The organism is Lentilactobacillus kisonensis DSM 19906 = JCM 15041 (genome assembly GCF_001434135.1).
Classification (GTDB): Bacteria; Bacillota; Bacilli; order Lactobacillales; family Lactobacillaceae; genus Lentilactobacillus; species Lentilactobacillus kisonensis.
The window spans coordinates 1-25,198 of sequence record NZ_AZEB01000032.1; the positions used below are offsets into that span (position 1 = coordinate 1).

Consider the following 25,198-nt stretch of genomic DNA (forward strand, 5'->3'; position numbering starts at 1 on the left):
GTCATGTTAATGGTCTTAGTTGGGTTGGCTTTCTGTAAGTCTGCCAATCCTTTGTCGCTTAGCTTAATATCATAGGAACCAATGTTTTGACTCTTAATCCCCGTGGTATCAAAGTCCGCAGCCGTCCAGCCAGCTGTTGGGGCAACCAAACCATCGTTAAGTTTGACGTCAAAGATGGTTGGATCGCTGCTGGCATCGCCGTCATAAGTCTTGGCCTTGGGCTGCAAGTTGATCGCGCTCTTATCGACTGGTGCGGGCGTAATGGTTAACGTCCCAGGGTTGATTGTGAAGGTGTAGTTGGGATTGTCGCTGGCAGCCGCCGTAATGGTAATAGGATAGTTACCAATGGCGGTGTCCTTGCTGAGGTCGCCAACTGTGTAGTTCACCTTGTCACCGTTAGCTGGTTGACCTTTAACATCGATGTTAACCGCACCAGTGTAAGGTTGACCATCGTAAGCCTTGGTGACATTTGGACCGGTGATGATAATTGGTGCTGGAGTAATCGTAAACTTACCAGCAGTCACGTTGTTAGCACCAATCGTGGTATTTGAGTTAGCCGCTTGGAGCTTAGCTAAGCCAGCTTTGCTCAAAGTTACCTTATAGTCACCTACATTGGGACTATCAACGCCACTGGTATCAAAGTCATCCTCACTCCAACCAGCTGTTGGCGCAACGACATCTTTCGGTAAAGTGACGGTAAAGATCTTCGACTTAATGTCGGTAGTACCGTCATAGACCTTGGTCTGATCGCCGACAGTTACTTTATCAGCCGTAACAGTTGGCGTGATCGTCAACTTACCAGCAACAAAGGTAACGTCATAGTTCGGGTTAGCCTTGGCATCGGCAGTTACCGGGATATCGTAACTCCCAACGTTAACGTCCTTACTAATGTCACCTAATTGAGAAACCACATCGACACCATGTTCTGGCTTGTCAGTCACCGTAGCAACTAACTTCGTCTTATCGCTATACGGCTGACCGTCGTAAACCTTGGTAACCGTTGGACCTGTAACCGTGACCTTTGCTGGGGTAATGGTGAACTTACCAGGAATTACATTATTAGTGTCAATCGTGGTGTTCTTGTTAGCCGCCTGCAACTTGGTAATTCCTGCTTTGCTCAAAGTGACGTCATAACTACCGACATTTTGGCTCGTAATCTTGGCGTCAAAGTCAGTGGCTTTCCAACCATCCTTGGGTGCCGTAATGCCTTTCGGTAACGTGACCTTAAAGGTCGTTGGGTCGGTGCTGGCGTCACCGTCATAAACCTTAGTGCCCCCATCAACTTCAACCTTATCAGTAGTCGTCGCTGGCGTAATGGTTAACTTACCAGCCACCACTTTGATCGTGTAGTTCGAGTAAGCCTTGGTGTCAACGGTTACGTCAATGTCATAACTGCCGACATCAACATCCTTACTGACGTCACTTAATTCATACTTGATTTGATCATTGTTAACCAAACCAACAACTTTAGCGTTTAGAGCCCCATCATATGGTTGACCATCATACTTCTTAGTAACTGACGGTGCGGTGATGGTAACCGGTGCCGGGGTAATCGTGAACTTACCGGGAGTAACGTTACCAATTGTGCTATTCGGGTTAGCCGCTTGTAGCTTAGCCAGCCCGGCCTTGCTCAAGGTCACATCATAGCTACCAACGTTTTGGCTAGTAATCCCAGATGTATCGAAGTCATCCTTAGTCCAAGCCGTCGGGGCCACTACATCCTTAGGCAACGTGACGTCAAAGGTGGTTGGGTCACTTGCTGCGTTACCGTCATAAACCTTGGTATTGCCGCCAACGATGACGTTCCCGGCAGCAGCCGTTGGTGTAATCGTTAACTTACCGGCAACGAAGGTCACGTCGTAGTTCGGGTTAGCGTTAGCATCGGCAGCTACAGGGATATCGTAGCCCCCAACGTCAATGTCCTTGCTAATGTCACCTAGCGTGTACTTCACATCGTCACCCTTAGTTGGCTGACCAACGACAGTAGCAACATCTGTGGTCTTATAGCTGTATGGATCACCATCGTAAACTTTGGAAACCGTTGGGCCAGTGACCGTCACCTTCACCTTGTTAATCGTAAAGGTGGTTGGCGTCACATCATCCATCGTAATCACTTTAGCCGGGTTAGCCTTCTGTAGATCGGTCAATCCCTGCGCACTTAGCTTAATGGGATAGACACCCACATTTTGGCTCGTAATCCCAGTCGTATCAAAGTCAGCGGCTGTCCAGCCAGCGGTTGGTGCCACCACGCCATTAGCAAGCGTGACGTCAAAGGTGGTTGGATCGTTGCTGGCATCGCCATTATAATCTTTGGCCTTCGGTTGTAACTTAATTGAATCCTTATCAACCGGTGTTTGCGTATAGGTCACCGTAAAGGTCTGGGTAGCGCCGGTAGCATCCGACTTTAAATCAAAGGTTGGGTTAGCTACTAAGGCTTCTGCCAAAGTGGCATATTCCTTGCCATCGGGTCCAGTCACGTGATAAACACCACCGTTAGCAGCCAAATCTTTATCAGACTCTTTAAAGGTAATCGTATCAGTTCCCGTAGCGGTCTTGTCACCGGTATTCGCCGTGGTATTGCCCAAAGCCGTATCGGTTAATTCACCGCCAGGACGCCCAACCGTGACGAGGTTCGCCTTATCAACTTGGAAATGGTTGACTAACGTTGATGACCCATCCAGTTTAATTGTGGTATCGCCATCGGTGGTGGTGAAGACGTACCCGGGAATCGTGGGCACGTTGTTCAAAATCTTGGAACCGGCAACGCCGACTGGTGGTGTGGCAATCCCATCATCCGAATAACCTCCGTTGGATCCGGGGAAGCCATTGATGACGTTGCCATCTTGATCAACGTTCTTAATGTGGGCCGTCGTCGTAAAGGAATCAATAATCTGACCGTTCACGTTATTCAAGCCATCTACCCGGAAGGCCGTTGGGATCGTGACCTGCTTGCCCCGATCGTTAGCACTATCGGGGTCTTTAATGGGCAGAATGACGTCAGCCATATCTTGCGAAGCTAACTTAGGAATTGAGGTAACAATACCAACGATCTTGGACCAGTCGGTAACCTTGTCAGCCTTAACTAAGTCATCATTAGTATTACTAGTACCATCCTCAGCATTAAAGTAATACTTCTCACCATTATCTAAGGTGACGTACTTCCCATCAGCCGACAATGTAGCTTTATGTGTTGAGTACAAGGTCGTCGTGACATCATTACCAGCACTCTTGCCCTCAGTAGCTGCCTTAGTAAGTTGTAGTGCAAACTTTCCTGGAGTATCACCATCGTTTGCAGTAACTTCTGTTGGTAAATTAATGACTCCAGCAACGTTCGTGCTGGTAGTAGCCGTATTGTTAGCTAACCGAAGCCGAATCGATTGAGCATCATTCTTCATCGGGTTGTTAACACCATTAACGCTGTAACTTGAGCCGAAACTTTGGTTATCTTGGATGGTGCCGTTGAGAATCATGGACTGAGGAGCGGAGATATAAAGATTTCCTGATAAGTAGCCATATCCCGTTTGTAATCCGGCACCGTTAGAAGTTGGGTGATAATTTTGAACGGCTGACAAACCACTTATCTTTTGCCCATCTGCAGTTTCAATGTATAAGTTCTGCAAATCATCTTGACTCGTCTGATTATCTGTAGAGAGTTCATTTCCCTGCACCATGACTGCGGCAATAGACTCACCGCTCTTACCAAACTTAGTAGCAGCATTATTACTTGACGTTACCCCACTATTTGGGAAGTCTCGATTATTTACATAATTAATGCCATTAAAAGTGCCGTCCCCCGTTGCTCTTGAACTATTCCACGGAATAAACGCCGAAACCGCATCATCATTAACTTTGAACTTTAATATCATATTCTGATTCAATGGTGTCCATTCAAATCCTGTCCCGGTATAGTCCAGCTTAGTAACCGTTAAGCCGTCTGCATTAACAAATGTCGAAACTTTTGGATTATCAGTGACGCCTTTCCAGCCAGCGCCATCTTCAGTAAATGGCAAACCAGTTTTATCATCCGGAACTAATTTCATCTGAGCAGGAGTTGTGATATAAATTACAGGATTAACTATTGAACGACTATTACCACCATAACCCGGTTGATCATTTAAATCCGTTACCGACGATTGATTGATAACTTGGCCCTTACTATCTCTATATGCATTTGCATTTAAGTTGGCATACAACGATGTATTTTGAAGATGACCATATGAGTTCCCAATTTCTTGTGTGAAGGTACTCCCTGGTGTGAGAGTGACGGGTAAGGCGGAATTATCTCCGAGTGTTAACATCGTAGTTGCATCTTTAGTTGCAGTAAAATGAGAAGCAAAGGATGAACTCCAATTCGAATTTTTATCGGCAATATCCATTTCTATTGATAGTTGTTGTCCATCTTTAACCGCAGCAACGTTTGAGGTGCCAACGTTCCCCAACACAGTAAACGCATAAGTTACGGCGTCATTATCATTCGTATCCGTAGCACCTGTATACCATGCCTCTCCACCATTTCCAATTGCATTATAATATCCCATTGAGCTATCAGGTTGAATTTGTTCAGATTGAGTAATGACATAACTAGTAACGTGAGCACTAGCTGGCACAGTCATTAATTGAACATCTGAACCATTAATCGATGAAACTGTCGTACCAGATTCAAGTTTGGTAAACGATTGCTGGCTACCATCACTATAGTTAACTGTTACATCATAAGTGGTATCTTTGGGCCAGTTAGAGTTTCCTGCTTGATTTAATGGTAAATTAATTCCAGTAGACTCAACTCCATCTGGAATTTTAATTGTATAAGTTGGATCAATTGCTGTGTTTCCAGAATTAGCAAGCGTAAAGTTTGCTAATATATTATTACTTGTTGATCCAATTACTAAAGAATTATATGCGCTTAACCATGTACCGACGTTCAGATTTGTGACTCTCTTTGTTGTTAAAGTATCAGTATAGGTTGTATTAGGCACGGCATAAGTATGTCCAGAATTATAGTCTGACGTATTCGCTATAAATTGCTTTTCACCACCATTATCAGCAATTATCGGAGCTGTCCCATCCCCACTAGAAAGATAGGCTGTCTTAACACTATCAAGTTTGAATATTTGATCTCCAGTTGTTCCATCAGCATAATGACCCACAAAATTGACTAGCCCATTTGAGAATGACGTAAATTGATTAGTCCCACCAATCGTAATCTGAAGTTTATTACCAGGAAGAACTTTAAATGTATTAACATCAACACCAGTTCGCATACTATTTTTTTGAACATAATCTGTTGCGTCAGGATCAAAAACAAAATTTTCCGGCAAATCAATAGTAGCTGTCATGACACCCATATTGTCAAAATCTTGGGCACCATTATATGCAAAAGAATACTCATAATTTTGACCAGCTTGCTTTATATTATTAGCTTGATTGGAACCTAAACTCAGTTGCCTAAAAGACTGCTTATTAGTGTAAGTGACCTTCTTGTACTGTGTTTCAATGTTTTTACCGCCATAACTTATTGGTAATATGACCCCATCAGGCACCCCACCTTGGTATTGCCAGGAGTTTGTAACATTTGAAGCGGGAACAAAACTACCAGTATCAGGGGATTTTGTTACATTATTGTAAGAAGCGGCAATATTGGCCCCATATGCGAAAGTTACTACCTCACTTTTGGTAATTCCATCTTGGTCAAGCGTCCATGTGACCGTTTGTGAACCGTCTGCATTACTAGTTGTTTTTGCAATTGACTGATCAGTTAAGCTATTTACGTACCCAGGAATAGTAACAAAAAAGGTGTCTCCTTTATTACCCGAAATATTAAAGGTAGCTGTAATCGTCGATCCACTAAGAGCATTTGCCTTCGTTTGATCAATCGTCATATTGCCATCTGCATCAATTGCAGATGCACCATTAGGACCACTCAACGTCAAACTCGCCGCTTGCGCTGGATCCACAATCTGTCTAAAGCTTCCCGTCAGCCCTTGTTTATGTATGGTTTTGAGTACTTGATTATAATTGTGGGCATTGCTAGCTGTAATAATCAGGTCACCATAATCATCAACCCTGGCAGACGTACCATTGGGAACCCCAACTTGGTTGTAAGCAGCTTTAGCATTGGCGACAACATGGGCTTTAACCCCTTTTTTGTCAGCCGCTACTAACGCTGTTGCTTGGTTTAAAGTGTCATGCATATCAGTCACTAACGATAAGGCAGCATTTAACTTGTTCGTTGCCTGCTTCTTATTCTTAATGGCAATTTTTTGAGCTGCTCTAACGGTCTTTAAGACTTTAGCTCGTTGCGCTTTTTGATGGGTACCAAGCGCAGTTAACGCGTCATCTTGAGGAATATTGTCGCCGGCTTTAGCACTAGCAGCACTATTTCCCTTGGCAATTTGCTTTTGAGTGGCTTTCATCAATTTATTAGCTTGATTAATAACCTTTTGAGCAGATTGCTTGTTGTATTTCGTTAACTTTTTAGAAGTTGCTTTCTTAACCTTAAGTTCGTTGTTAGCCCGCTTATTAACCTTAGTTGTATTACTGCTTGCCGATTCAGCAGTTGAAGCGTCCTTTGCTGGATCAGCAGCGGTTTGGGTTCCTTGATCTGTTGTTTGGGCATCATCCCCATTATGGTTATCGGTGGTTGTCTGATTTGTATCGCTGCTGGCTGATGTTGCAGTTGCCTGATTTGTTATAGCTGTATCAGCTGAAGAACTTGCAGCTGGCGTTGCAACCGTTGAATTAGACTGAGAATTATTTTGATCATTATTGGCTGTTTTAGCGTTATCGTCACTTTGTGAAGTAGCGGTTAGCGTTGGTGCATCAGGCTTTGACGCCGTCAGAGTGGAAGTACCCCCCCCCCCGCATTTTCAGCGGTGGTGACAGTCGTGTCAGCATGGACTTGATGGGAAGTTAACATGGTATATGACAATCCAGTTGTAAAGACAGAAACACCGGCTACTAACCACAGTTTTCCCTTTTTATATAGCTTATAATGTTCTTGTTTCTCTAGGCTATCCTTGTATAATCGTGCATTATATTGATATCGATTCACAGCAAATACCCCATTGATTAATCATTCTGACTTTGTAATTTTCTTGACCCGGGGAAACGTCCCCACGTCCACAATTTGATCAACTTCAACCGTCGTCTCGAGGCCATTAATCCGAACGGCGGCTTTTTGTTTAGCAGCCGTTGCTTGGCGGGCCACTACTTCCCGCTGCCGTCTAGCCTCTTTTCGGGTTGGAATAACGTGTCCATATTTCTCCATAGAATTACCCCTTTAACAGTAAGCGGAGCAAAGCGGTTAGAAATCAGAGTGTAAGTCTCCTCCGAGAGGAATTCTCGGTTTTAGAATTTTTCTCGGAGGTGCTTACACGCAGGTTTCTGCCTGACGCAGCTGTTCTACGACAACCAACCACTCCGCTTATAAAATGCGTCAACATCGTGCTTGATTTCGCTACCGATTTTCCCGGTTAGGCGGCCAACAATGATGTCAGCACCATATGGAATATAACGGTGAGCAGCAATGGCAAGCTTGCGGGATACTTTGGCTTCAAAGTTCTCCGGCTTACCCTTATAATCCACAATCACCGCGTACTGATAGTTCTGATCATCCTTTGGCTTCAACTTAACTAACCATGCGGCTTCGGCCTTACGAACGTGTTTAAGTGATCTGGACAAGGCAGCCTGCAGCTTAGTGGGCGTCGGGTTAATCAACTTGAACATAAAGTCGTCATCCAGATTCTTTGAAGCGACGACCGGCGCTACCTTATGAATATAATCCCAGTATTCCCGGGTTAACGGGAAACTTTGATCGCCAGGGTTGATCAAGATACCACTCAAGTTAAATTGGTCAGCCTCGGCCATCAATTCCTTGCTGGTAAACTCGAACGAACGAAACGGCACCATATTTGGTGAGCCCGCTAAAAACGTTTGCATTTTGGTCAAATCAGTAAAGACTGGAATGTATTTTTGACCATCAGCGAGATAAGTCGTGACCGCTACCGACAAAGTGAATGCTGGTTGCGGTTGTTTAGCAGACGCTTTCCGCCGACCAGTTTGAACCGGCGCGTAGAACTTCATTTCAAGCAACGCCGCGGCAAATTTATGTTCAAGCTCGGGATCCATCGGCTGATCCATAAACGATTGCAGCCGCTGGTTGAACCCGGATTTTCTAAATGACATAATCCCTTGATCCCCATCCACGTTGTTCGGTGTTGGGGTAAGCTTATACATCATCGGTTTCTTGACTGATTCAGTTTCCATCATTTGATCCCTTCTTTCTAAGTGAGCGGATCCAGGCGGTTAGAAACTGCCGAGTAGGCTAGGCGTTTCACGGCCGTCGGAATATAAGTCTCCTTGGGCAGAAATTCCTGGGTTTAGAATTTTTGACCAAGGTGCTTATATGGAAGTTTCTGCCTGGAAGAGCTGTCCTAAAAGCAGTGAGCGGAGCAAAGCGGTTAGAGATCGGAGTGTAAGTCTCCTGTCGAGGAAATTCCCGGGCTTGGAATTTTTTCGATAGGTGCTTACATGGAGATCTCTGCTTTGCGCAGCTGTCCTAAAATAAGTGAGCGGAGTCAGGCGGTTAGAAACCGGAATGTAAGTCTCCTTCGAGGGAAATTCCCGGGTTTGGAATTTTTCTCGGAGGTGCTTACATGCAGGTTTCTGCCTGACGCAGCTGTCCTAGCTAGCCCCTACTTATTCAGCTGAGTAATAGCATTTAGCAACGATTCAGCGCTATCAACAAGTTTTAGAACCTGCTGCTTATTACCATCAGTTGCGGCTTCATCAATCGCCTGAGCAATCGTGTTCATGCTTTTACTCAACACTTTAACGGGTGTGATGCGAACCAGCGTTTCAATATCACTGGCGCTATTTTCTGTATCCATTGGTAATTCCCCACTTTCGTATCTATCTTTAATTAGTTATTCAACTTGGTTAATGTTCGAATCGTTGCCAATAACTGGTGAGCAGATTCAGCCAAATCAGCAATCTCTTGTTGCCCCTCGGCTTCTTCTAAGCTCTTGCAGATTAGGCTTAGTGCCTGGGCTAACAGTGTAATCGGTGTTGGCTGATGTTCTGAGGATTGTGGCCTTAAAGTACTTGGCTCACTAGATTGTGGCTGCGCCTGCTGTTGCGGTTGTGATGGTACTTGGTCCATCCCCGTTGAATAAAGTTCACTTGCCGCATTCTCTTGGCTAGCAGCATCTTGCGGCTGCTCTTTTGAATCATCCCCGTATCCAGTTGACTCCGACTCAGTTAATGGCTTCTCTAATTCACTCTTGAGATCGTCGATATTGAGAATGTTCTCATTACCACCTTCGCTAAGTTCGCGTTCCATGCGGTCAACCTTTTGTTTTTCAGCGTCCGTGAGACTAACCAAGCTGGTCTTGGCAGTTGGATTATCCGGTTGATACTGGCTAGGATCCTTAATTTGATCGCCAATTCCTTCATCGTCCATCGCATAGTAACGGTGTTGGTCATCAACGTCTGGTAATTTGACCGATGCGACGGTGTCTGGCCGGTCACCATTATGTAACGGAATCAATTCCCCAGTCATATCGGTAAGCCCATGATACACATGTAGTGACCCAATCTTGCCATAAATCAGTTTGATAATTGCCGGATCGGTGGTCATCGTGCGGGTCAGGTTCTGTGGTCGATTGACGAGCACGTAGCCGCTTAAGATTGGCAGCGCAATGCGGTATTCCTCACTGATCGCCCGAAAGATTTTGAGCGGCTCCATAATTTGATCACCATCACGGCTATCAAAGTGAATCTCGGCGTAGTTCTGCGCTTGGCGAGCCGCCCCTTCAGCTTCTGCCATTGTTAATTCCTCCCATCTGAAGGGCTGTGCCAAATATAGTTACTTGACGCCACCCCTTTTATCCATCAATAGCCGTCACACCCCCACATTGCTATATATATGATTGGGTATTTTCCTAATAATGCTAACGGTTATTCATTTACACTTATTATTCTAATGGAACCCTTATATATATCTATATGTATTCAATCTCTTTTGTCCGCGGTTTTTAGGGAAACAAAAAAATATCAAATTATGATTGATTTTTTTATGCTGAGCTTACTATACGAGGCAGACAGCCCGATATGAGACCGAATTAATAGCTGTTTGGATGATGGTTTACCACTGGTGACGTTTAAAAAATATATCTAAGTTAAGGCATGAATTTTTGATTGTAAGTTAATATTTTTTTGCTTTTTCTGCTGTATAGATCTAAATCAATTTAGTACCTCGATCTAGTGACATCAAAAAAATGCCAGGCTAGCTGACATTTTTTTGATGTGGAATTATATTTAGTTTTGATGAGAGCAAAATAAAAAAAGCCCTATTTCAATCCAACAAGTTGGGCCAGGGTTTGCTGCTAAATATAACTTAGTTTCTTCAATTTTAAATAACTAGTGTCTATCTACCCTTTCTTATGATTAGATATCTATTCTGGTAACTCTTTATTTAACGATCTTAAAGGGATTAGCGACCATTTACCTATCCACTTATCTGCTCTTTTCTACCCATCGTTATAATCAATCACATTTTTTGACAGCAACTATGCCATATGTAAAGTTCATTTTATGATAGATGATAGAAATGAAATTAGGTAACAACCATTAATCCAATATTTAAGTTAAGGTAATTTGAAAAAGTTTACGGACGAGTTAATGGAACAAGATAAACTCAGTTATTATCTGCTTTATTCCCATAAATTTAAAAACCCCTACTAAAATCCTGATTCACCTAACACTTCTACTGATAAGAAAACCTAAATTTAGTACCGCAGATATTCTCCTTTTGCAGCTACTAAACTTTAAGCCTATTCCATGGCAAAAAACACTCTGCGATCAACGATCCATCTACAAAAACATCCTCATAAAATAATTTCATGAATACTTTCCCTTAACGCTGCCACCACTTCATCCCTAAACCAAGGATTCCGCTTTTGCCAACCATAATTCAACGGTGATGGGTGAACCAGTGGAAAGTAATCTGGTAAATAGTCTTCAAAGTGGCGCACCGTTTCGGTCAAATTCTTTTGTCGTCGATTGCCCAGATAATATTTCAAAGCGTACTGACCAATTAACAACTTAATCTTCACCTTTGGCATGAGCTGCAGTAGCGGTTCATGCCATTTTTCGGCAAACCCCTTCCTTGGCGGCAAGTCTCCATGCTTACCCTTGCCAGGATAATAGAAATCTAGTGGCATAACGGCAATTTTTCCTGAATGGTAAAACTGATCCTTCGTAATCCCCATCCAATCACGTAATCGGTCACCGCTCGGGTCGTTCCAAAAAACCATTGATTCTTGCGCCTTCCGACTAGGCGCCTGGCTAATAATCAAGATCTCGGCATTGGGATTAATATGATAAAGTGGTTCGACACCTTGCTCAGTGAATTCTTGATTCTGCGGATCTGCTTCGATCGCTTTAAATATTTCATTAGCAGTTTGCATCGTTATTTTCATTCCCTATCAGGTGAACTAATCATTAAAAATTTCGTTTCTTCTATAATAATAGTATAAAAAGATAACTTGATTATACTGCAACAGATGATGCTTCTCTAACCCGCTTAGCCAAAAAATGACCTACCATAAAACGAATAAGTCTCATGGTAGGTCATTTAAGGTAGGTTATTTAATGGCACGTCTATTGTTAAAGATGAAAATAATCGCTAATTATTCAACGTAGTTCATGGTTTGCAAATCTGCCCGAACTTGCGTGATCCAATCCGTATTCTTATGGCTATCAATGTATAACGGAATGATAAAGAGAATTGCGGCGATTGAAAGAACAAAGATTGCTTGTAAGATATCCGTTGTCAGTAACGTTGCCGCGACGATAACAACAATTCCAAATATCAATAGGAAAGCAACAAAGTATGCCATGCCATTTCCGTGAGTCCCCAATCGATATGGACGTTCCAACTCAGGTTTTGCTTGGCGCAGTTTAATTAAGGCAATGGCAATCAAAACGTATACCGTAGCGTAGATAACCGTCGTTGCGTTCGTTAGGGTTAAGAAAACACCATTAACGTCTTTCATTACCCCATAAAGAAGCGCAAATAGTGAAATACAGATGCTCTGCGTTAACACCACGTTACGGGAAACGCCATATTTATTAACCTTATGATAGCCAAAGCTGGCTGGTAATTCGCCACTACGAACTACTTGAGTCATTGTTTTAGACGGACCAGTTACCCATGCAGATAACTGGATAAGCACGCCGATCACGACCATGAAGCTGAAAATATTTGCAATAATTGACGGCCAGCCTAGAATTTGGCACCAAAGAACAATTGGCTGCGTAATGTTTGAAAGTTGCATTTTACCATTCGAAACGGTATTCGCAACTAGCATTGCGTTTAAGATGTTCATCAACACTAGCCCAATCAAGGCGATGAAAATTCCCCGAGTATAGGTTTTCTTAGCATCGTGTAACCTAGGAATAAATACCGACGAAATTTCAATTCCCGTGTAAACAAATGAAATTGCCGCAAAGTACTTTAATGTCGATAAATTGCTTAAACTTGGTAATAGCTTACTCATTGAAAAAGTTCCTAAGTAGCCAACGGGATTGATCCCCGTTTTGATTAGGGCAGCAACCCCCATAATCAGCATGATCATAATCGGAATGTAAACTCCCAGCCAAACACCGATGTTACCACCGACTTTAGCCATATCAAACTTTAAATTCAAGATTGTAATAATCCAATAGAACCCCAGAATATTGGCAAAAATAAACCAATGATTATTGCCGAGGGCAACGTTACCAAATGCGTTTCCCCAAAGCGGCCCAATCGTCGAAGCCACCATTACCATCCCTGGAAACATTTGTACCCATAACAACCAAGCAGTTACAAATCCCCATTTTTCACCCAACGCTGTTTTAACCCAGAGTTGGGGGCCACCATCGGCCTGGAGCATCGTTCCTAGCTCACCAGAGATCAGTGCTACTGGTAGTGCAAAGAACACGACTGCAAAAACCATGTACGTAATCTGCGCCCAGCCAGCCGCGGCCACCGATGGAATTGACCGAACCGTTGCACACAGCGCCATCGTCATTCCGACAAACGTCCCTAAACCGAGCTTTACCCCTTGTTTATCCATAATGATCCCTTCTATTCAATAAATTAATTTAGTTTGGCCCAAAATTATGACAATTGCTTTGCACGGCTGCCTTCAAAAATGGCTTCAAGGTCTTTTTTCATTGCCAATTTAATTTTAGGAACAAAGTAATAGAAGTTATCCTCTGTATTCATGTATGGCGTCAGCACAGCTGCTCGGATGACGGTAACCTTTCCTTGCTGATTCCAATCTTCTTCGGTAATCCCCAAACTCTTTACAAAATCGAGAGGACTATTCCCATAATCCGGAATTGCAAAGTCAGTATGGGAAACAATGTATTCCTTGCTATACAAGGTGTCCTTCACGTATGAGGCTTCTTCATAAAACGCATGGTTTAATTGATTCATGTCAGCCAAGCTGTTATTGCCTTTCTCTTTAAGAACGTAATCAACCATGTTAAAGTCAGGGTTAACTAATGGATGAACTTCGATTGTGCGATCACCAATCTTAAAACTAAGGTCCTTCAAGAATTGATAGTAACGGTGTGACCCTTCCACTGATGCCCCCTGAAGTTTGCCATAGCCACTGGCATTAAGCGGTAATACATGATGGGCGGTCCATACCGATGCCGCAGTCGCTCCTGCTTTTGATCCTTCAAGAATATAGGCCCCAAGTAACGCCGGAATATCCGCCCCCTTTTCAAACACATAGGTCGCAAAGTAAGAAATGACATCCCTCATCTGAATATCTTTAATGACAATCCCACCAGCAGAGTATGGAACGTACCCCATCTTATGCGGATCAATTGTAATTGACTCAACTTGATCGAATGCCTTATAAGCCTCATAGACATCTCGTTTAATGTATTGCTTGTTTTCAGTAAAGACACCGTATTTTTTGTGAAGTTCAGGTAGTTTTTCGTATGAAACAAAGTCGTTATTTTCATCCAAGAAAATGGTTCTAAAATACCCGCCATAAGCAGCGTCAACGTGAATGTAAAAGTAAATCCCCTCGTTAATTAATTGTTCTCGTAGCGCGACGATCTTATCGATCTGGTCAACGGCGCCTTCTTCGGTGGAACCAGCAACCCCAACGACACCTAAAATTGGAATCCCTTGAGCTGCTAAATCTCTCACGATGGTTTCCAGGGAATGAATATCCATTCTAAAATCATTATCAAGCGGCACTGGTACCACTTGGTCCAAGCCAACCCCGATAATATCGGCCGCTTTCATCCAAGAATAATGCTTTGTTTGTGGTACCAACCATTTACCCAACTTTTGTAGATTTTTGCCACTCCGGGCTGATCTGTCCTTAATTTCATCAAGATGATTACCTGATTTGATCAATAGCTTCATAATCTGCTCAGTTGACATATTCAGCAGTTCCCAATCAGACTTATCAGCTACCAATTCAGGCATGACTTCCTTCATTGCCAAGGGAAGTGACTTAATATTACGGGCGTACCAGAGACCTTCCAAGTTAGCTAGCGAACCATCAGCAACAATATGGCCCCAACCATTCCGATAGCCCATCATACCAGCAAACTCATGGCCAACCTCTTCTTCCATCTGTGAAGTTGCCGGCGACGATTCGTAAGCCACGTTATTGCCGTTCCACATCATTGCGTAATTGTAGGCCAGCATGGCAGGCATCAACGTTTCTGAATTCATATGGCCCCAGTAGCGGCCAGCTGAATGCCAAGGAACTGACTCGGTTCTAATTCGTTGTGAAAGTTGATCCAATACGTCTTTCATATGATTAACAGTGGCTTCAAACGCTGGTGAATCCTGTTCAGCGTGTGAAATCATGTTCTTATCTTGGGGCATATAGTTCTGCCGCCACCCTAGATGTTCATCAACCAACTTATTTAGCAGGCTTTTGTAGAGTTCCCCATTCTCTGCCTTGTCCCCAATAAATAATGCATCCAAGTTTAAATTTGCAGATTCTTTAGTCATAATTCGTACCCTCCGTTTGCATCGTTTGCAATTGCAACGTTAGAATACGCTTTCAAAAAGAAACTGTAAAGGGTATTTATTGTGCTTAAAGTTATCCTAATTTTCAAATTAAACTTTCAAAAAATTCTTGACAGAGGCTACACGCATCAAAAAAGGATAACCGATATCGGTTATCCTTTTAATCAAATTGTTTTCTAATCAAACTTTTATTTGCTTAACTTTGAACGTGAGCCAAAAAATAGTTCTTCTTGCCCCGGCGCACAATCACAAACTTACCTTCAAATTTGTCACTCGGATTAATCACTTGGTCAATGTCCATAACCCGTGACCCATTAACCGTGATCGCGCCATTGGTTACATCTTCTCTAGCTTGTCGTTTTGATGATTCAATTTTGGTATCAACTAACAAGGTAATGATGTCGGCCGGCTTTGAGCCGATCTCCACGCTTGGCGCCTTGCCAAACGCATCTTGAACCTCGTCGACGCTCAATAGATCAACATCCCCCGAGAACAAAATTTTAGAAATCTTTTGAGCAACCTCTAGTGCCGCCTCGCTATGGACAAACCGAGTAACCTCCTCAGCCAAGCGCCTTTGAGCCAATCGATCTTCTGGATGCTCCTTTAGGCTTTTCTCAATGGTGGCAATCTCATCCGGGTCTAAGAATGTGAAATACTTCAGGTACTTAATCACATCACGATCATCTTGATTAAGCCAAAATTGATAGAATTCATATGGTGAGGTTTTCTTTGGATCCAGCCAAATCGCCCCACCAGCGGTTTTGCCGAATTTAGTACCATCCGCTTTCAGCATCAACGGAATCGTCAACCCATAGACTTCCGCATCTGCGCCTTGAACTTTGTGAATCAGGTCAATTCCGCTAGTAATGTTGCCCCACTGATCAGCGCCACCAATTTGCAGCTGTACGTGATAATTTTGATTAAGCGTTAAAAAATCAACAGATTGCAAAATTTGATATGCAAATTCAGTAAACGAAATCCCAACATCCAGCCGACTAGCAACGATATCCTTCGCCAGCATCGTATTAATGTTAAACAGCTTACCGTAATCCCGCAAGAAATCGAGTAAGGATAATTTAGAAAGCCAATCGTAATTATTTACAAACGAAATATCCGATTCTCCCCCAAAGAGCTTTTGCATTTGGGCGGATAGGGCGTCGACGTTATGCTGAACCTTCTCCATAGTCTGCAACTGACGCTCAGACTTGCGGCCACTTGGATCACCAATACTACCAGTGGCACCGCCAATCAAAATGTATGGATGATGACCCGCTAGCTCAAAGCGTTTCATCATCATGAACGGAATTAAATGGCCAATATGCATACTGTCGCCGGTTGGATCTACGCCACAGTATAGCGAAATCGAGTTGTTACTGACTAATTTCTTCAAGCCATCGGCATCGGTTTGCTGGTTAATGGCACCCCGCCAATTTAGCTCATCAATAATATTCATTATTCACTACCTCCAGAATGCAATATTTGTGACAAATTACCTCACAAACATAAGCAAGCCTTTGAATAGTGTCAACTAATTTTATGTTCGTTGTCGTCACATCATTTTCACATATTCTCATTTTTGCTTAAATTGCTTTCAGAAAAATGCCATTATGTTTGAGTAAAAATCAGGATGTGACATCAAGATTAGGAATCGGAACGGCGGACATTGCTGAAAGGGATTCCCGATTTTAGCATATACTTCAGAAGATGCCTCCACTTTAATTCTACTTAGACGCACACGTTTCAGCCAAATAATTTCCAAATCAAAAAGCGAGACACGTGATTTCTTGCCTCGCCCTTTCATTCTAATTTCATCCATTACATTGTAGAAAAGCGCTCAGAAGAGCAACAATTTGACCGTAGTATCCCCACCAAAAGTTCCGAACCTGGAAATTCCTGCTGGAGGAGACTCACGCGCCAAGTTGTTAACCGCTTAGCTTCGCACTCTCCCTAGCTAACCTGCTTTCGTGCCGTATTTTCTTCGGCTTCAGCTTCTGTCACACCAGTCACCATTTCCATTCCTTGACGCGTGACAACCAGCTGCTTACCAAATTTTCGAATACTTCCCTCGGGAAACTTCTCGGGAGTTTTACGGTACATCTGCCGCACGTAATCATCAGCTTTATGCCAACGTTTTGCTGCCTCAGATGATGACATAATATCAGGATCATTCAAATCAATCATTACCATCGCCCCCATTTCAGTAATTGAAAACACCATTCCCAGTGTCAAAGCTTTAGCGGAAATGATTATCCGCGCCCTTTTCAATTACTGATGCGATCTGATTAGCTAACTTATGTAACCCAATCAGTAATGATACAACCATGATTAAAATGATGGCTGCAGAATTAATCGTGACGTTTGCCCAATTAGATATGGCTAATATGACTAGCAACGGGACCAAGAACAGGGCCTGAAGACCATTACTAAGCATTTTGGGCTTCATCATTTGCTGCTGGATGTGGGCGATTAAACTATTCATGTGACTACCTCCTTTTATAAGTGAGCGAAACAAAGCGTTTAGAAGTCGGCGCATAAGTCTCCTCAACCAGAAATTCCCGATTCTGGAATTTTTGCTAGTGGTTCTCATCCGCAAGCTTCTATCCAACAAAAACAGACTGATTTTTTACTATAAATCAGACTCGTTTGCCTAACTCACAATCGTGTGTCCGCATTCTGCACAAACAACGCTACCATCATTATTCTTGATAAATTCAATATCACCGCACTCTGGGCAATGAATTGTCGTATCCGTTGATTTCATAGTGTTCTCCTCCATTCATAAGAAAAGTGAGCGGAGCAAAGCAATTAGGAATCGGAGTGTAAGTCTCCGCTACCGAAAATCCCTGGGTTTGGGATTTTTGGTAGCGGTGCTTATGCGCAGATTCCTGCTTTGCGTAGCTGTCCTAAATAAGTGAGCCGGAGCAAGGCGCTTAGAAACTGGAACATAAGTCTCCTCTGACATAAATTCCTGGTTTTGGGGATTTTTGTCAGGGGTGCTTATGTGGAAGTTTCTGCTTTGCACAGCTGTCCTAAATAAGTGAGCGGAGCAGAGCGGTTGGAAATCGGAGTGTAAGTCTCCTATCGAAAGAATTCCTGGTTTTGGAATTTTTTCGATAGGTGCTTACACGCAGATTTCTGCTCTGCGCAGCTGTCCTAATACCGATAAATCAACTTGCCGTTTTTAATTCCAATAACATCAAAAAGGGACGTTCCCTCGTTAAATTAATAACGAAGGGACGCCCTTTTACGCGGTACCACCCTAGTTCAGGGCATAACACACCCTGCTCTTGAACTCCATATATCGTTGGAGCTACCGCGTACTTAGTCTTTGTAATTCATCATACCGCCCTGCATAGTTCGCACCAACCACTATTTCTCTTCACTCCGAGACGGCATATTACTGATTTAAAAACTCATACGTTTGATGTTGTCCATAGATTAACATGCAAAAATTAGAATTTCAATAGTTTCAATCTTTTTCGTTCAAAATAATCTAATTTAAAATACTTCGATTTTAAGTGTTTAGACAACCAAGCTAAGCTACCTAATTCGCATTTAGGAAATAAATTTTGCAATATGCCCTTGAATATCTATGCAAAGGCAACTGGTTGTCTTTCCTTAATCATACAATTTACAAACAATATTAGAAGCTTAACTAAGCCAGGAATCATACCAAAACTTTTTCTTAGTAATGACATCTTGAGCAGTCTTAACGAGTGCTCTTTTCGTTTGATAAAATGGATCATCATCAATTTTTCTATGGAATGCTTGGGTTAATCCTGCTAATTCATTTTTATCTGAAATTAACCACTTCAATGCATCTAACTGTTCATAAATCGTCACTAAACTAATGGTGGCCTGACTAATATCAGCAGCCGTCATCTGCGTCTTAAGATCATCAGTTACTTGCATTCTAGCTGCATCGGTTGGCAAGTAAATAACGTGAGTATCCAGATTAGTCTTAACTGACGTTTTTCTAACAAGCTGGTCCCGTAACAATTCAACGCCTACCCCATCATAGAGTTCATTAGCAATATCCCAGCTAGTAATGAGATCTAAAGTGTCGGTGAGCTTATTTCCTTTGGTAATTTCTGCCATAATTCGCGCTTTGAACCCAGATAAGTAGTTAGGTAATCTGCCAAATTTATCCCGATCTTTAATAATTAACTGGTCATCTTGAATAGCTAAAACTTGCTGGTCAATCAAGTCCAGGATCGAAGCCAGAACAAAATATGCCTGATTAGTAAACCTAGTTCGCAGCATTGGCTTCTTGCCAATTCGTTCAGTTAACAATAAGTAATTTCTTGCGGTTGTGAGTTGCACAGCGTAACCTCCTGATAAAATCATTTCAATCATTCGTTACTTCTAATTAATAAGCGCTATTATCATAACACCAATGATTAATGACTGAAAACGATTAGACTAGTAAAAAAGGACCAGAAACCATGTCCTTAAAAGAACGTGTTTCCTCGCCCTAAGTCAAAAATGCTGCTACATCGTTTCAATCTTCTTCGCAATTTCAGGATCTGATTGAATTAACTGAAGTAGTCGCCTGGAACTACCATTTGGCTTACTCCTCCCAGCCTCCCATGATTCCACCGTTCGTGGTGAAACAGAAAGCATGTGGGCCATCACTCGTTGCGTAGCAGGGATCCTGGCACGAATTTGTTTAATATCATCGGCATCAAATTCAGGGGCATCATCAACTATCACGTGATCAATTCTTACTTCAGAATTGTCACCATTGATGTGCTTCTTAATGGCATTCAAACTTTCTATCATTGTATGATCCATGTTTCATTTCCTCCATAGATTCCACAACTCATTAATTACTGGATATCATAATTGTCTTGGTCTAAAAATACAAGCAATCACACATGATGATCAAACTAGATTATGCATGTTTCACATGAAACAATCAACCAAACTCCACGAAAAAAAGCATCCTGAATTCTCCGTGACACCTCACCTTGCGGGAATTTTAGGCTGCTTTTCCTTTGCTAGTAAATTGATAATCAATTCAATTCGCCATCCTACTTCGTAAAGATCACATCCAGATCTTCCAAAGTATTCATATTCTTCAGTACCGACTGCATCGCATCAATTAACGATAAAACCAAAACTGCACCACTACCTTCGCCAACCGCCATATTGAGTTCTAATAACGGGTTCAACCCATAGCGTTGCATGACCAGCTGAGTTCCCCGCTCCTTAGAGGCATGGGAGGCAATAATATGCTTACTAATCCCTGGATAAAGGCCTTCCGCAATTGTTAAGGCGGCTTCAGAAATGAAGCCATCCATGATAAGGGGCACGCCATTTTCAGCGGCACAAATCATGGCACCAACTTTACCACCAATTTCAAAACCACCAACTTTACTTAAGACGTCAATCGGATCAGCTGCGTTTGGCTGCCACTTAGCAATTGCTTCCTCAATGACATCAACCTTATGCTGCATCCGTCTATCGGAAATATTCGATCCCCGGCCAACGACATCGCTAACTGGTTCATCTAGCATCACCGCAATAATCGCTGAAGAAATCGTCGTATTGGCAATCCCCAATTCACCAATTGCCAATACTTGATTGCCCTCATCAATCGCCTGTTGGGCAACATCATAACCAATTTGAATGGCTTTTTCGGCTTCTCCGCGGGTCATCGCTGGGCCTTTCAAAATGTCCGTTGTGCCCTTCCTGATCTTGCGGTTAAGCACTTTAGGATCATTAACATCCGCGTCAATGCCAATATCAACCACTTGAACACTGCAATGATTGGCTTTAGCAATCGCCGCAACCGTCGTATGTCCTGCCATCATGTTAACCGCCTGCAAATAAGTCACGTTCCTTGGGGTTGCCGAAACACCTTCTCGTTCAACACCATGATCAGCCGCAAATACCAGGCATCGACGTTTATTAGTCTTAATGTCCACCGTACCTTCAATACCAGCAATTTTATCCGCTAAAATTTCTAATTTACCCAAGCCACTAATGGGTTTGCATTTATGATCTAGTTTTTCCTGCATTTCCTTGATCGCAACTTCTGAAATCGGCTTTAAACCCGTTCGTTCTTCTAACATGATTAAGCACCTCGCCATTAGGATATCTTATTAGTTAATCCGTTGATTTGAAGCTAATATACCATCAAAAACGGGACATAATCTTGCTAGCCTAAGCGGACTTTTTTGTAATCAGCATGTTTATCGGGACAAAATAATATCATTAGTAAAAATTTGTGGTAATATTTTGTCCACCTGGTTCATGGAAGTCGAAATTCTGGTAATCGCTTTCATTCAGACTATTATTAGTACAGGATGTTACTATTATGGAGGCGTGATCGATCATGAATAAATTTATTGCTCATTCTAATGATGAAATTATTCGAGACTTACAGAATAACGTTCCGACCGGGAAAGTCAATACCAATACAGACCTTCTCCAAAAGGTTGAAAACGATCAATATGGCGTTAAATTGGCAGATGGGCTGCCATTAGCCCTAATTGAGGCGAAGACCGTTAAAGATATTCAGGGTGTTTTGAAAACGGCTCGAAAATACCACATTCCGGTTGTGCCCAGAACCACGGCAACAAGTACCGTCTCTGGTTCAGACGCAATCGCCAATAGCTTCATTTTATCAACCGCCAAAATGAATCATATTAAGGAAATCAATCGGGCCGATCAGGTTGCCGTTGTTGAACCCGGGGTTATCAATCAGGAATTGGATGATGAAGCCCGCAAATTTGGCTTGTTCTACGCACCAGATCCTGGCTCAAAAAAAATCTCATCGGTCGGCGGCAATGCTTCAACTAACGCTGGTGGCATGAGTACCGTCCGTTATGGGGCCACCAAGGATTCGGTTCTTGGCTTAAAAGTCGTGTTAGCTGACGGCCGAGAAATCAAGTTAGGCACCCGGACACTCAAACAGGCATTTGGTTACAATTTGACCCAGCTCTTCGTTGGCTCAGAGGGAACGCTGGGCATCATCACTGAAGTCACCGTCCGCCTGTTCCCCATTCCACTTGGGGATTCAATTACTGGCCTAGCATTCTTTAAAGATATGAAGGCACTATCAACAGCCGTTACCGAAATCCGCGGCTCTGGCGCTTACCCATCAATGTTGGAAGCTTTGGACGCTGACACGGTGAAGGCACTGGATAAATACGAAGGTACCCATTATTCTGAAAATGCGGGCGCAATGCTAATTCTGCGATTAGATAGCAGTAACGATCAAATGTTAAACACCACCAAAGAAATTTTGGCAAAACGGGGTGGTCAGAATCTCCATTTAACCACCGATCCAAAAGAAGCGGCCGAAATTACCAAGCTGCGTCAGGACATGTTGCCAGCAGTATTTGCCAATGGCCAGCATGTTATGGAAGATATGGCCGTTCCACTTTCTAAGTTGGCAGAAATGATGGACTACATCAAGAAAGTCGCCGACCAACTCCATCTCGAAATCTACACAGCCGGCCATGCTGGTGACGGCAATGTTCATCCAACCATCATTTGGTCAGCGGATACGGATGGTATTCCTGATGAAGTTCAAAAAGCCCTTCAGCTCATGTTTAGAAAGGCACTTAAATTAGGCGGTACCATTTCTGGTGAACACGCTGTTGGTATGCTCAAAAATCAGTGGAACAACGAGGAACTTGGCGATGACGTTGATATGATTCAGCACCAGATCAAGGCGCTATTTGATCCAATGAACATCTTAAATCCTAAGAGAAAGATTGATTAATCGTTTCTTGATAATTATCAAATAAGCACCCGTTCCTGAGGTATCACTTCAAATAATAATTGAGGGGGTAGCTCAGGAATGAGTGCTTTTTGTGTTACATAGTTTTAATCACAACAGTTGTAATTAAAACTGTTTGTGTTAGAATTTGTATTTATTAGGAGGTCCTACTTTGAAGAATAACCATACCGTTTCATCGATGATTCACCAAATTGCCCGCTTGGAAAATCAATTTATTAATGAGAAAATCCGGGAAATCAATCTGAATCCGGACCAGGCACAAGCGCTAGATTATATCCGTGATCATCCCGGAACTAGTCAGCAACCCATTGCCAAATTTTTGGGACGAGGTGCCGCCAGCGTCTCTAATTTGATCAAGGGACTCGAGCAACGCCATCTGCTTGGCAAACAACAAAACGCCCACAACGACCGTGAGAAGCAACTCTTCCTGACCACTTATGGCGAGCAAGCAGCCTTACAAATCGCAGCGACATTCGACCTATTAAATAAGGAAATTGAGCAACATCTTGATAACCCTAACCAAACATTAACTGATTTAACTAACTTATATGATGGCCTACAGCAGGCCGCAAAGGAGAAGTAATTATGTCATTAACCCCACAACAAGAAGACGCAACTAGAAACGAATTAAAGCAGAACTTTGAGCTCGCCAATGTCACCCTAGACCAGGTAGCAGCTGATTTAAGCGCCACTTCTGAACACGTCCAAAATGTGATGCAACTGGATGCAGATCGTATTGAAGAACCCTGGATTTTAAAGGCTTACTTTGATAGCCAAATTATTAAAGCAGGTGGTCAGCCGATTCCTTATAGTGCACTGGTCGGTAATCCTGAGCACTATTGGTTTTTGAATGGCCGGTTTATTAAGAAGGGGAAATTGGTTGAATAGCACTTTTGCTAACTAATAGTATTTAAGACACTACCACATAGTACTTTTGTCTTCAGTCACATTTAGTGCTGTAGAATTTTTTAATGCCTGTAATAAATGACGTATAAATCTAAAAGAGTAAAAGTCATTTATACAATAATCAAATTCCTCAGGTAACCATCTTGAATGCGAATTAACCACTGCCCCCTTAGCTTTCATGAGATTAAATACTTCTAACTGTTCAGCAAACAACCAACTAACATTGCCGTCATTAACGACCACACCATAATCTGTTTCCTTAAACCACCTTGCATCCTGAACAATTGCCACAATACTTTCCAAATTAGTTATTCGCTGCATTGAAATTTTCTCTAATGTATTGCCCACCAAACACCTTGGATTTTTCATTTCTACAATACCCTGAGAAAGTGGTACTTTCCTGGCAAACCAATTTGGCAAAAAAATCATCTGATCAAAAAATATAATTGTATCTAAGTCTTTTTCCACTTTTCTAGGAAAATTGTACGGTTTAATTTCTTCCCCTTGATCTGACAAATATGTAATTAAGTAATCACCTTCTTTAATTATAAAATGAATAAGGTGATATTTATAATTTCCTAGTGTCCCCTTTGTCCTCTCATCGTTAACATGTCGAACCGATCGCCAAATAACTGCATATATTTGCGCTGGCGTTAAAAAGGCTAGCCAGTGATCAATTGCTATTTCTAAATTTGAAACATCTGTTGAATTTATGTCAAAACGATGTGTCTCTAATTCCATAACAAATATTTTCAGTAATTCTTTTCTTGCTAATTGTAGATATATATCATCGGCCTCTTGGTCTGACAATAAATTTATTTTATTCGGATTTTTAAGCTCATCTAACAATCTAGAATTATCATCTGAATCATCAGTAACCCATACGTGCCAATTAACGGAAGCTTCATCATATTCAATGCTACCATCAGATAAAATTTTAAGAGCATTGTTATTGCTATCCTCAGAGACAACAAGAAGGTGATGAGCAACCAATCGCTCAACCCTTACTTTATCAAATCCAATACGTCGATGTTCACTATACACACCAATTTTTTTGAGTGATTTGGCATTGAGTTGCTGTAGTATAACCGCTAGATCAAGATAATCTTGACTTGTTAGGGTAACAAGTTCTCGTTTATCTCCCTGCGCATCAAGAAGATTTGTCTTTAATCTTTTCTTTTCAGCTGCTCTCCTTTTTGTACAATTGATACAACTACAAAGTTTGCCACGATTATACTTTTCAAAGATTATATGATTGCATTTAGGACAAACTTCATCCTCGTTCCAATTATCCATAGATGCTTTAGAAGGCAGTTTAATGCGCATTTTTGAGCCATCATAAGGACAAATTTGATCAGAATCAACTAGCGGCAAATTCTTGGCAAACGTATTAGTTTTAAGATTTAAATGATGTTGGCTAATAATTTCACCAGTTTTAAAAGTTTCAGTATAACCTGAATTATTCATAGTTCATAAAAATCCCG

20 protein-coding genes are annotated in these 25,198 nt (G+C 42.2%); 4 read left to right on the top strand and 16 right to left on the bottom strand.

Going from position 1 to position 25,198, the window contains the following annotated elements; genetic code table 11:
- On the bottom strand, positions 1–6,413 hold a 6,413-nt coding region (locus FC98_RS11910; protein WP_082603036.1), incomplete at its 3' end, for an MBG domain-containing protein.
- Between the two features lie 43 nt (positions 6,414–6,456).
- On the opposite strand from FC98_RS11910, the gene FC98_RS14875 reads away from it, so the two are divergent.
- Entirely contained in the window at positions 6,457–6,600 is a 144-nt protein-coding gene (locus FC98_RS14875) for a hypothetical protein (protein WP_155805098.1), read from the top strand.
- A 235-nt stretch (positions 6,601–6,835) separates the two neighbouring features.
- Here the strand turns inward: FC98_RS14875 and FC98_RS11915 are convergent, their stop codons facing one another.
- The 14 genes from FC98_RS11915 to cobT form a co-directional block, all read right to left on the bottom strand.
- Complete coding sequence (locus FC98_RS11915; RefSeq protein ID WP_056949626.1) at positions 6,836–7,051, bottom strand: KxYKxGKxW signal peptide domain-containing protein; 216 nt, start codon at positions 7,049–7,051, stop codon at positions 6,836–6,838.
- 21 nt (positions 7,052–7,072) lie between these two features.
- A complete protein-coding gene (locus tag FC98_RS11920; RefSeq protein ID WP_008856439.1) occupies positions 7,073–7,267 on the bottom strand; it encodes a hypothetical protein in 195 nt (64 codons plus the stop codon).
- Positions 7,268–7,401: 134 nt separating this feature from the next.
- A complete protein-coding gene (locus FC98_RS11925) occupies positions 7,402–8,268 on the bottom strand; it encodes an SseB family protein (RefSeq protein WP_054655695.1) in 867 nt (288 codons plus the stop codon).
- Between the two features lie 425 nt (positions 8,269–8,693).
- The gene (locus FC98_RS11930) at positions 8,694–8,888 is read right to left on the bottom strand and encodes a hypothetical protein (protein WP_008857152.1); all 195 of its coding nucleotides are present in this window, start codon (positions 8,886–8,888) and stop codon (positions 8,694–8,696) included.
- Between the two features lie 32 nt (positions 8,889–8,920).
- Positions 8,921–9,826 (bottom strand): hypothetical protein, encoded by a 906-nt coding sequence (locus FC98_RS15475; RefSeq protein WP_008857153.1) that lies wholly within the window; start codon positions 9,824–9,826, stop codon positions 8,921–8,923.
- A 1,060-nt stretch (positions 9,827–10,886) separates the two neighbouring features.
- Positions 10,887–11,468 (bottom strand): uracil-DNA glycosylase family protein, encoded by a 582-nt coding sequence (locus FC98_RS11940; protein WP_040471636.1) that lies wholly within the window; start codon positions 11,466–11,468, stop codon positions 10,887–10,889.
- A 222-nt stretch (positions 11,469–11,690) separates the two neighbouring features.
- Positions 11,691–13,121, bottom strand: a complete 1,431-nt coding sequence (gene tyrP, locus FC98_RS11945; RefSeq protein ID WP_054655697.1) for a tyrosine-tyramine antiporter — start codon at positions 13,119–13,121, stop codon at positions 11,691–11,693.
- Positions 13,122–13,165: 44 nt separating this feature from the next.
- Positions 13,166–15,037 carry a tyrosine decarboxylase gene (tdc, locus tag FC98_RS11950; RefSeq protein ID WP_056949627.1) on the bottom strand — a complete coding sequence of 624 codons (1,872 nt, stop codon included), beginning with the start codon at positions 15,035–15,037 and terminating at the stop codon, positions 13,166–13,168.
- A gap of 214 nt (positions 15,038–15,251) precedes the next feature.
- Entirely contained in the window at positions 15,252–16,508 is a 1,257-nt protein-coding gene (gene tyrS / locus FC98_RS11955; RefSeq protein WP_056949628.1) for a tyrosine--tRNA ligase, read from the bottom strand.
- A 494-nt stretch (positions 16,509–17,002) separates the two neighbouring features.
- Complete coding sequence (locus FC98_RS11960) at positions 17,003–17,236, bottom strand: helix-turn-helix domain-containing protein (protein ID WP_081467821.1); 234 nt, start codon at positions 17,234–17,236, stop codon at positions 17,003–17,005.
- Positions 17,237–17,288: 52 nt separating this feature from the next.
- Complete coding sequence (locus tag FC98_RS11965; protein WP_040471638.1) at positions 17,289–17,534, bottom strand: hypothetical protein; 246 nt, start codon at positions 17,532–17,534, stop codon at positions 17,289–17,291.
- A 1,172-nt stretch (positions 17,535–18,706) separates the two neighbouring features.
- Positions 18,707–19,378, bottom strand: coding sequence for a hypothetical protein (locus tag FC98_RS11970; RefSeq protein ID WP_040471640.1), 672 nt, complete (start codon positions 19,376–19,378; stop codon positions 18,707–18,709).
- A gap of 168 nt (positions 19,379–19,546) precedes the next feature.
- Positions 19,547–19,849 (bottom strand): helix-turn-helix domain-containing protein, encoded by a 303-nt coding sequence (locus tag FC98_RS11975; RefSeq protein WP_008857166.1) that lies wholly within the window; start codon positions 19,847–19,849, stop codon positions 19,547–19,549.
- A 239-nt stretch (positions 19,850–20,088) separates the two neighbouring features.
- Positions 20,089–21,132 (bottom strand): nicotinate-nucleotide--dimethylbenzimidazole phosphoribosyltransferase, encoded by a 1,044-nt coding sequence (gene cobT, locus FC98_RS11980; RefSeq protein WP_056949629.1) that lies wholly within the window; start codon positions 21,130–21,132, stop codon positions 20,089–20,091.
- Between the two features lie 263 nt (positions 21,133–21,395).
- Between cobT and FC98_RS11985 the strand changes: the two genes are divergently transcribed.
- The 3 genes from FC98_RS11985 to FC98_RS11995 all read left to right on the top strand — a co-directional run bounded on the left by FC98_RS11985 (position 21,396) and on the right by FC98_RS11995 (position 23,696).
- Positions 21,396–22,790, top strand: coding sequence for an FAD-binding oxidoreductase (locus FC98_RS11985; protein ID WP_008857170.1), 1,395 nt, complete (start codon positions 21,396–21,398; stop codon positions 22,788–22,790).
- A gap of 169 nt (positions 22,791–22,959) precedes the next feature.
- Entirely contained in the window at positions 22,960–23,391 is a 432-nt protein-coding gene (locus FC98_RS11990) for a MarR family winged helix-turn-helix transcriptional regulator (RefSeq protein WP_040471642.1), read from the top strand.
- A gap of 2 nt (positions 23,392–23,393) precedes the next feature.
- A complete protein-coding gene (locus tag FC98_RS11995; RefSeq protein WP_008857172.1) occupies positions 23,394–23,696 on the top strand; it encodes a DUF2316 family protein in 303 nt (100 codons plus the stop codon).
- A 30-nt stretch (positions 23,697–23,726) separates the two neighbouring features.
- On the opposite strand, the gene FC98_RS12000 is transcribed toward FC98_RS11995, so the two are convergent.
- Positions 23,727–25,181: a hypothetical protein gene (locus FC98_RS12000; RefSeq protein WP_056949630.1), complete on the bottom strand. Its 1,455-nt coding sequence runs from the start codon at positions 25,179–25,181 to the stop codon at positions 23,727–23,729.
- Positions 25,182–25,198 lie beyond the last annotated feature (17 nt).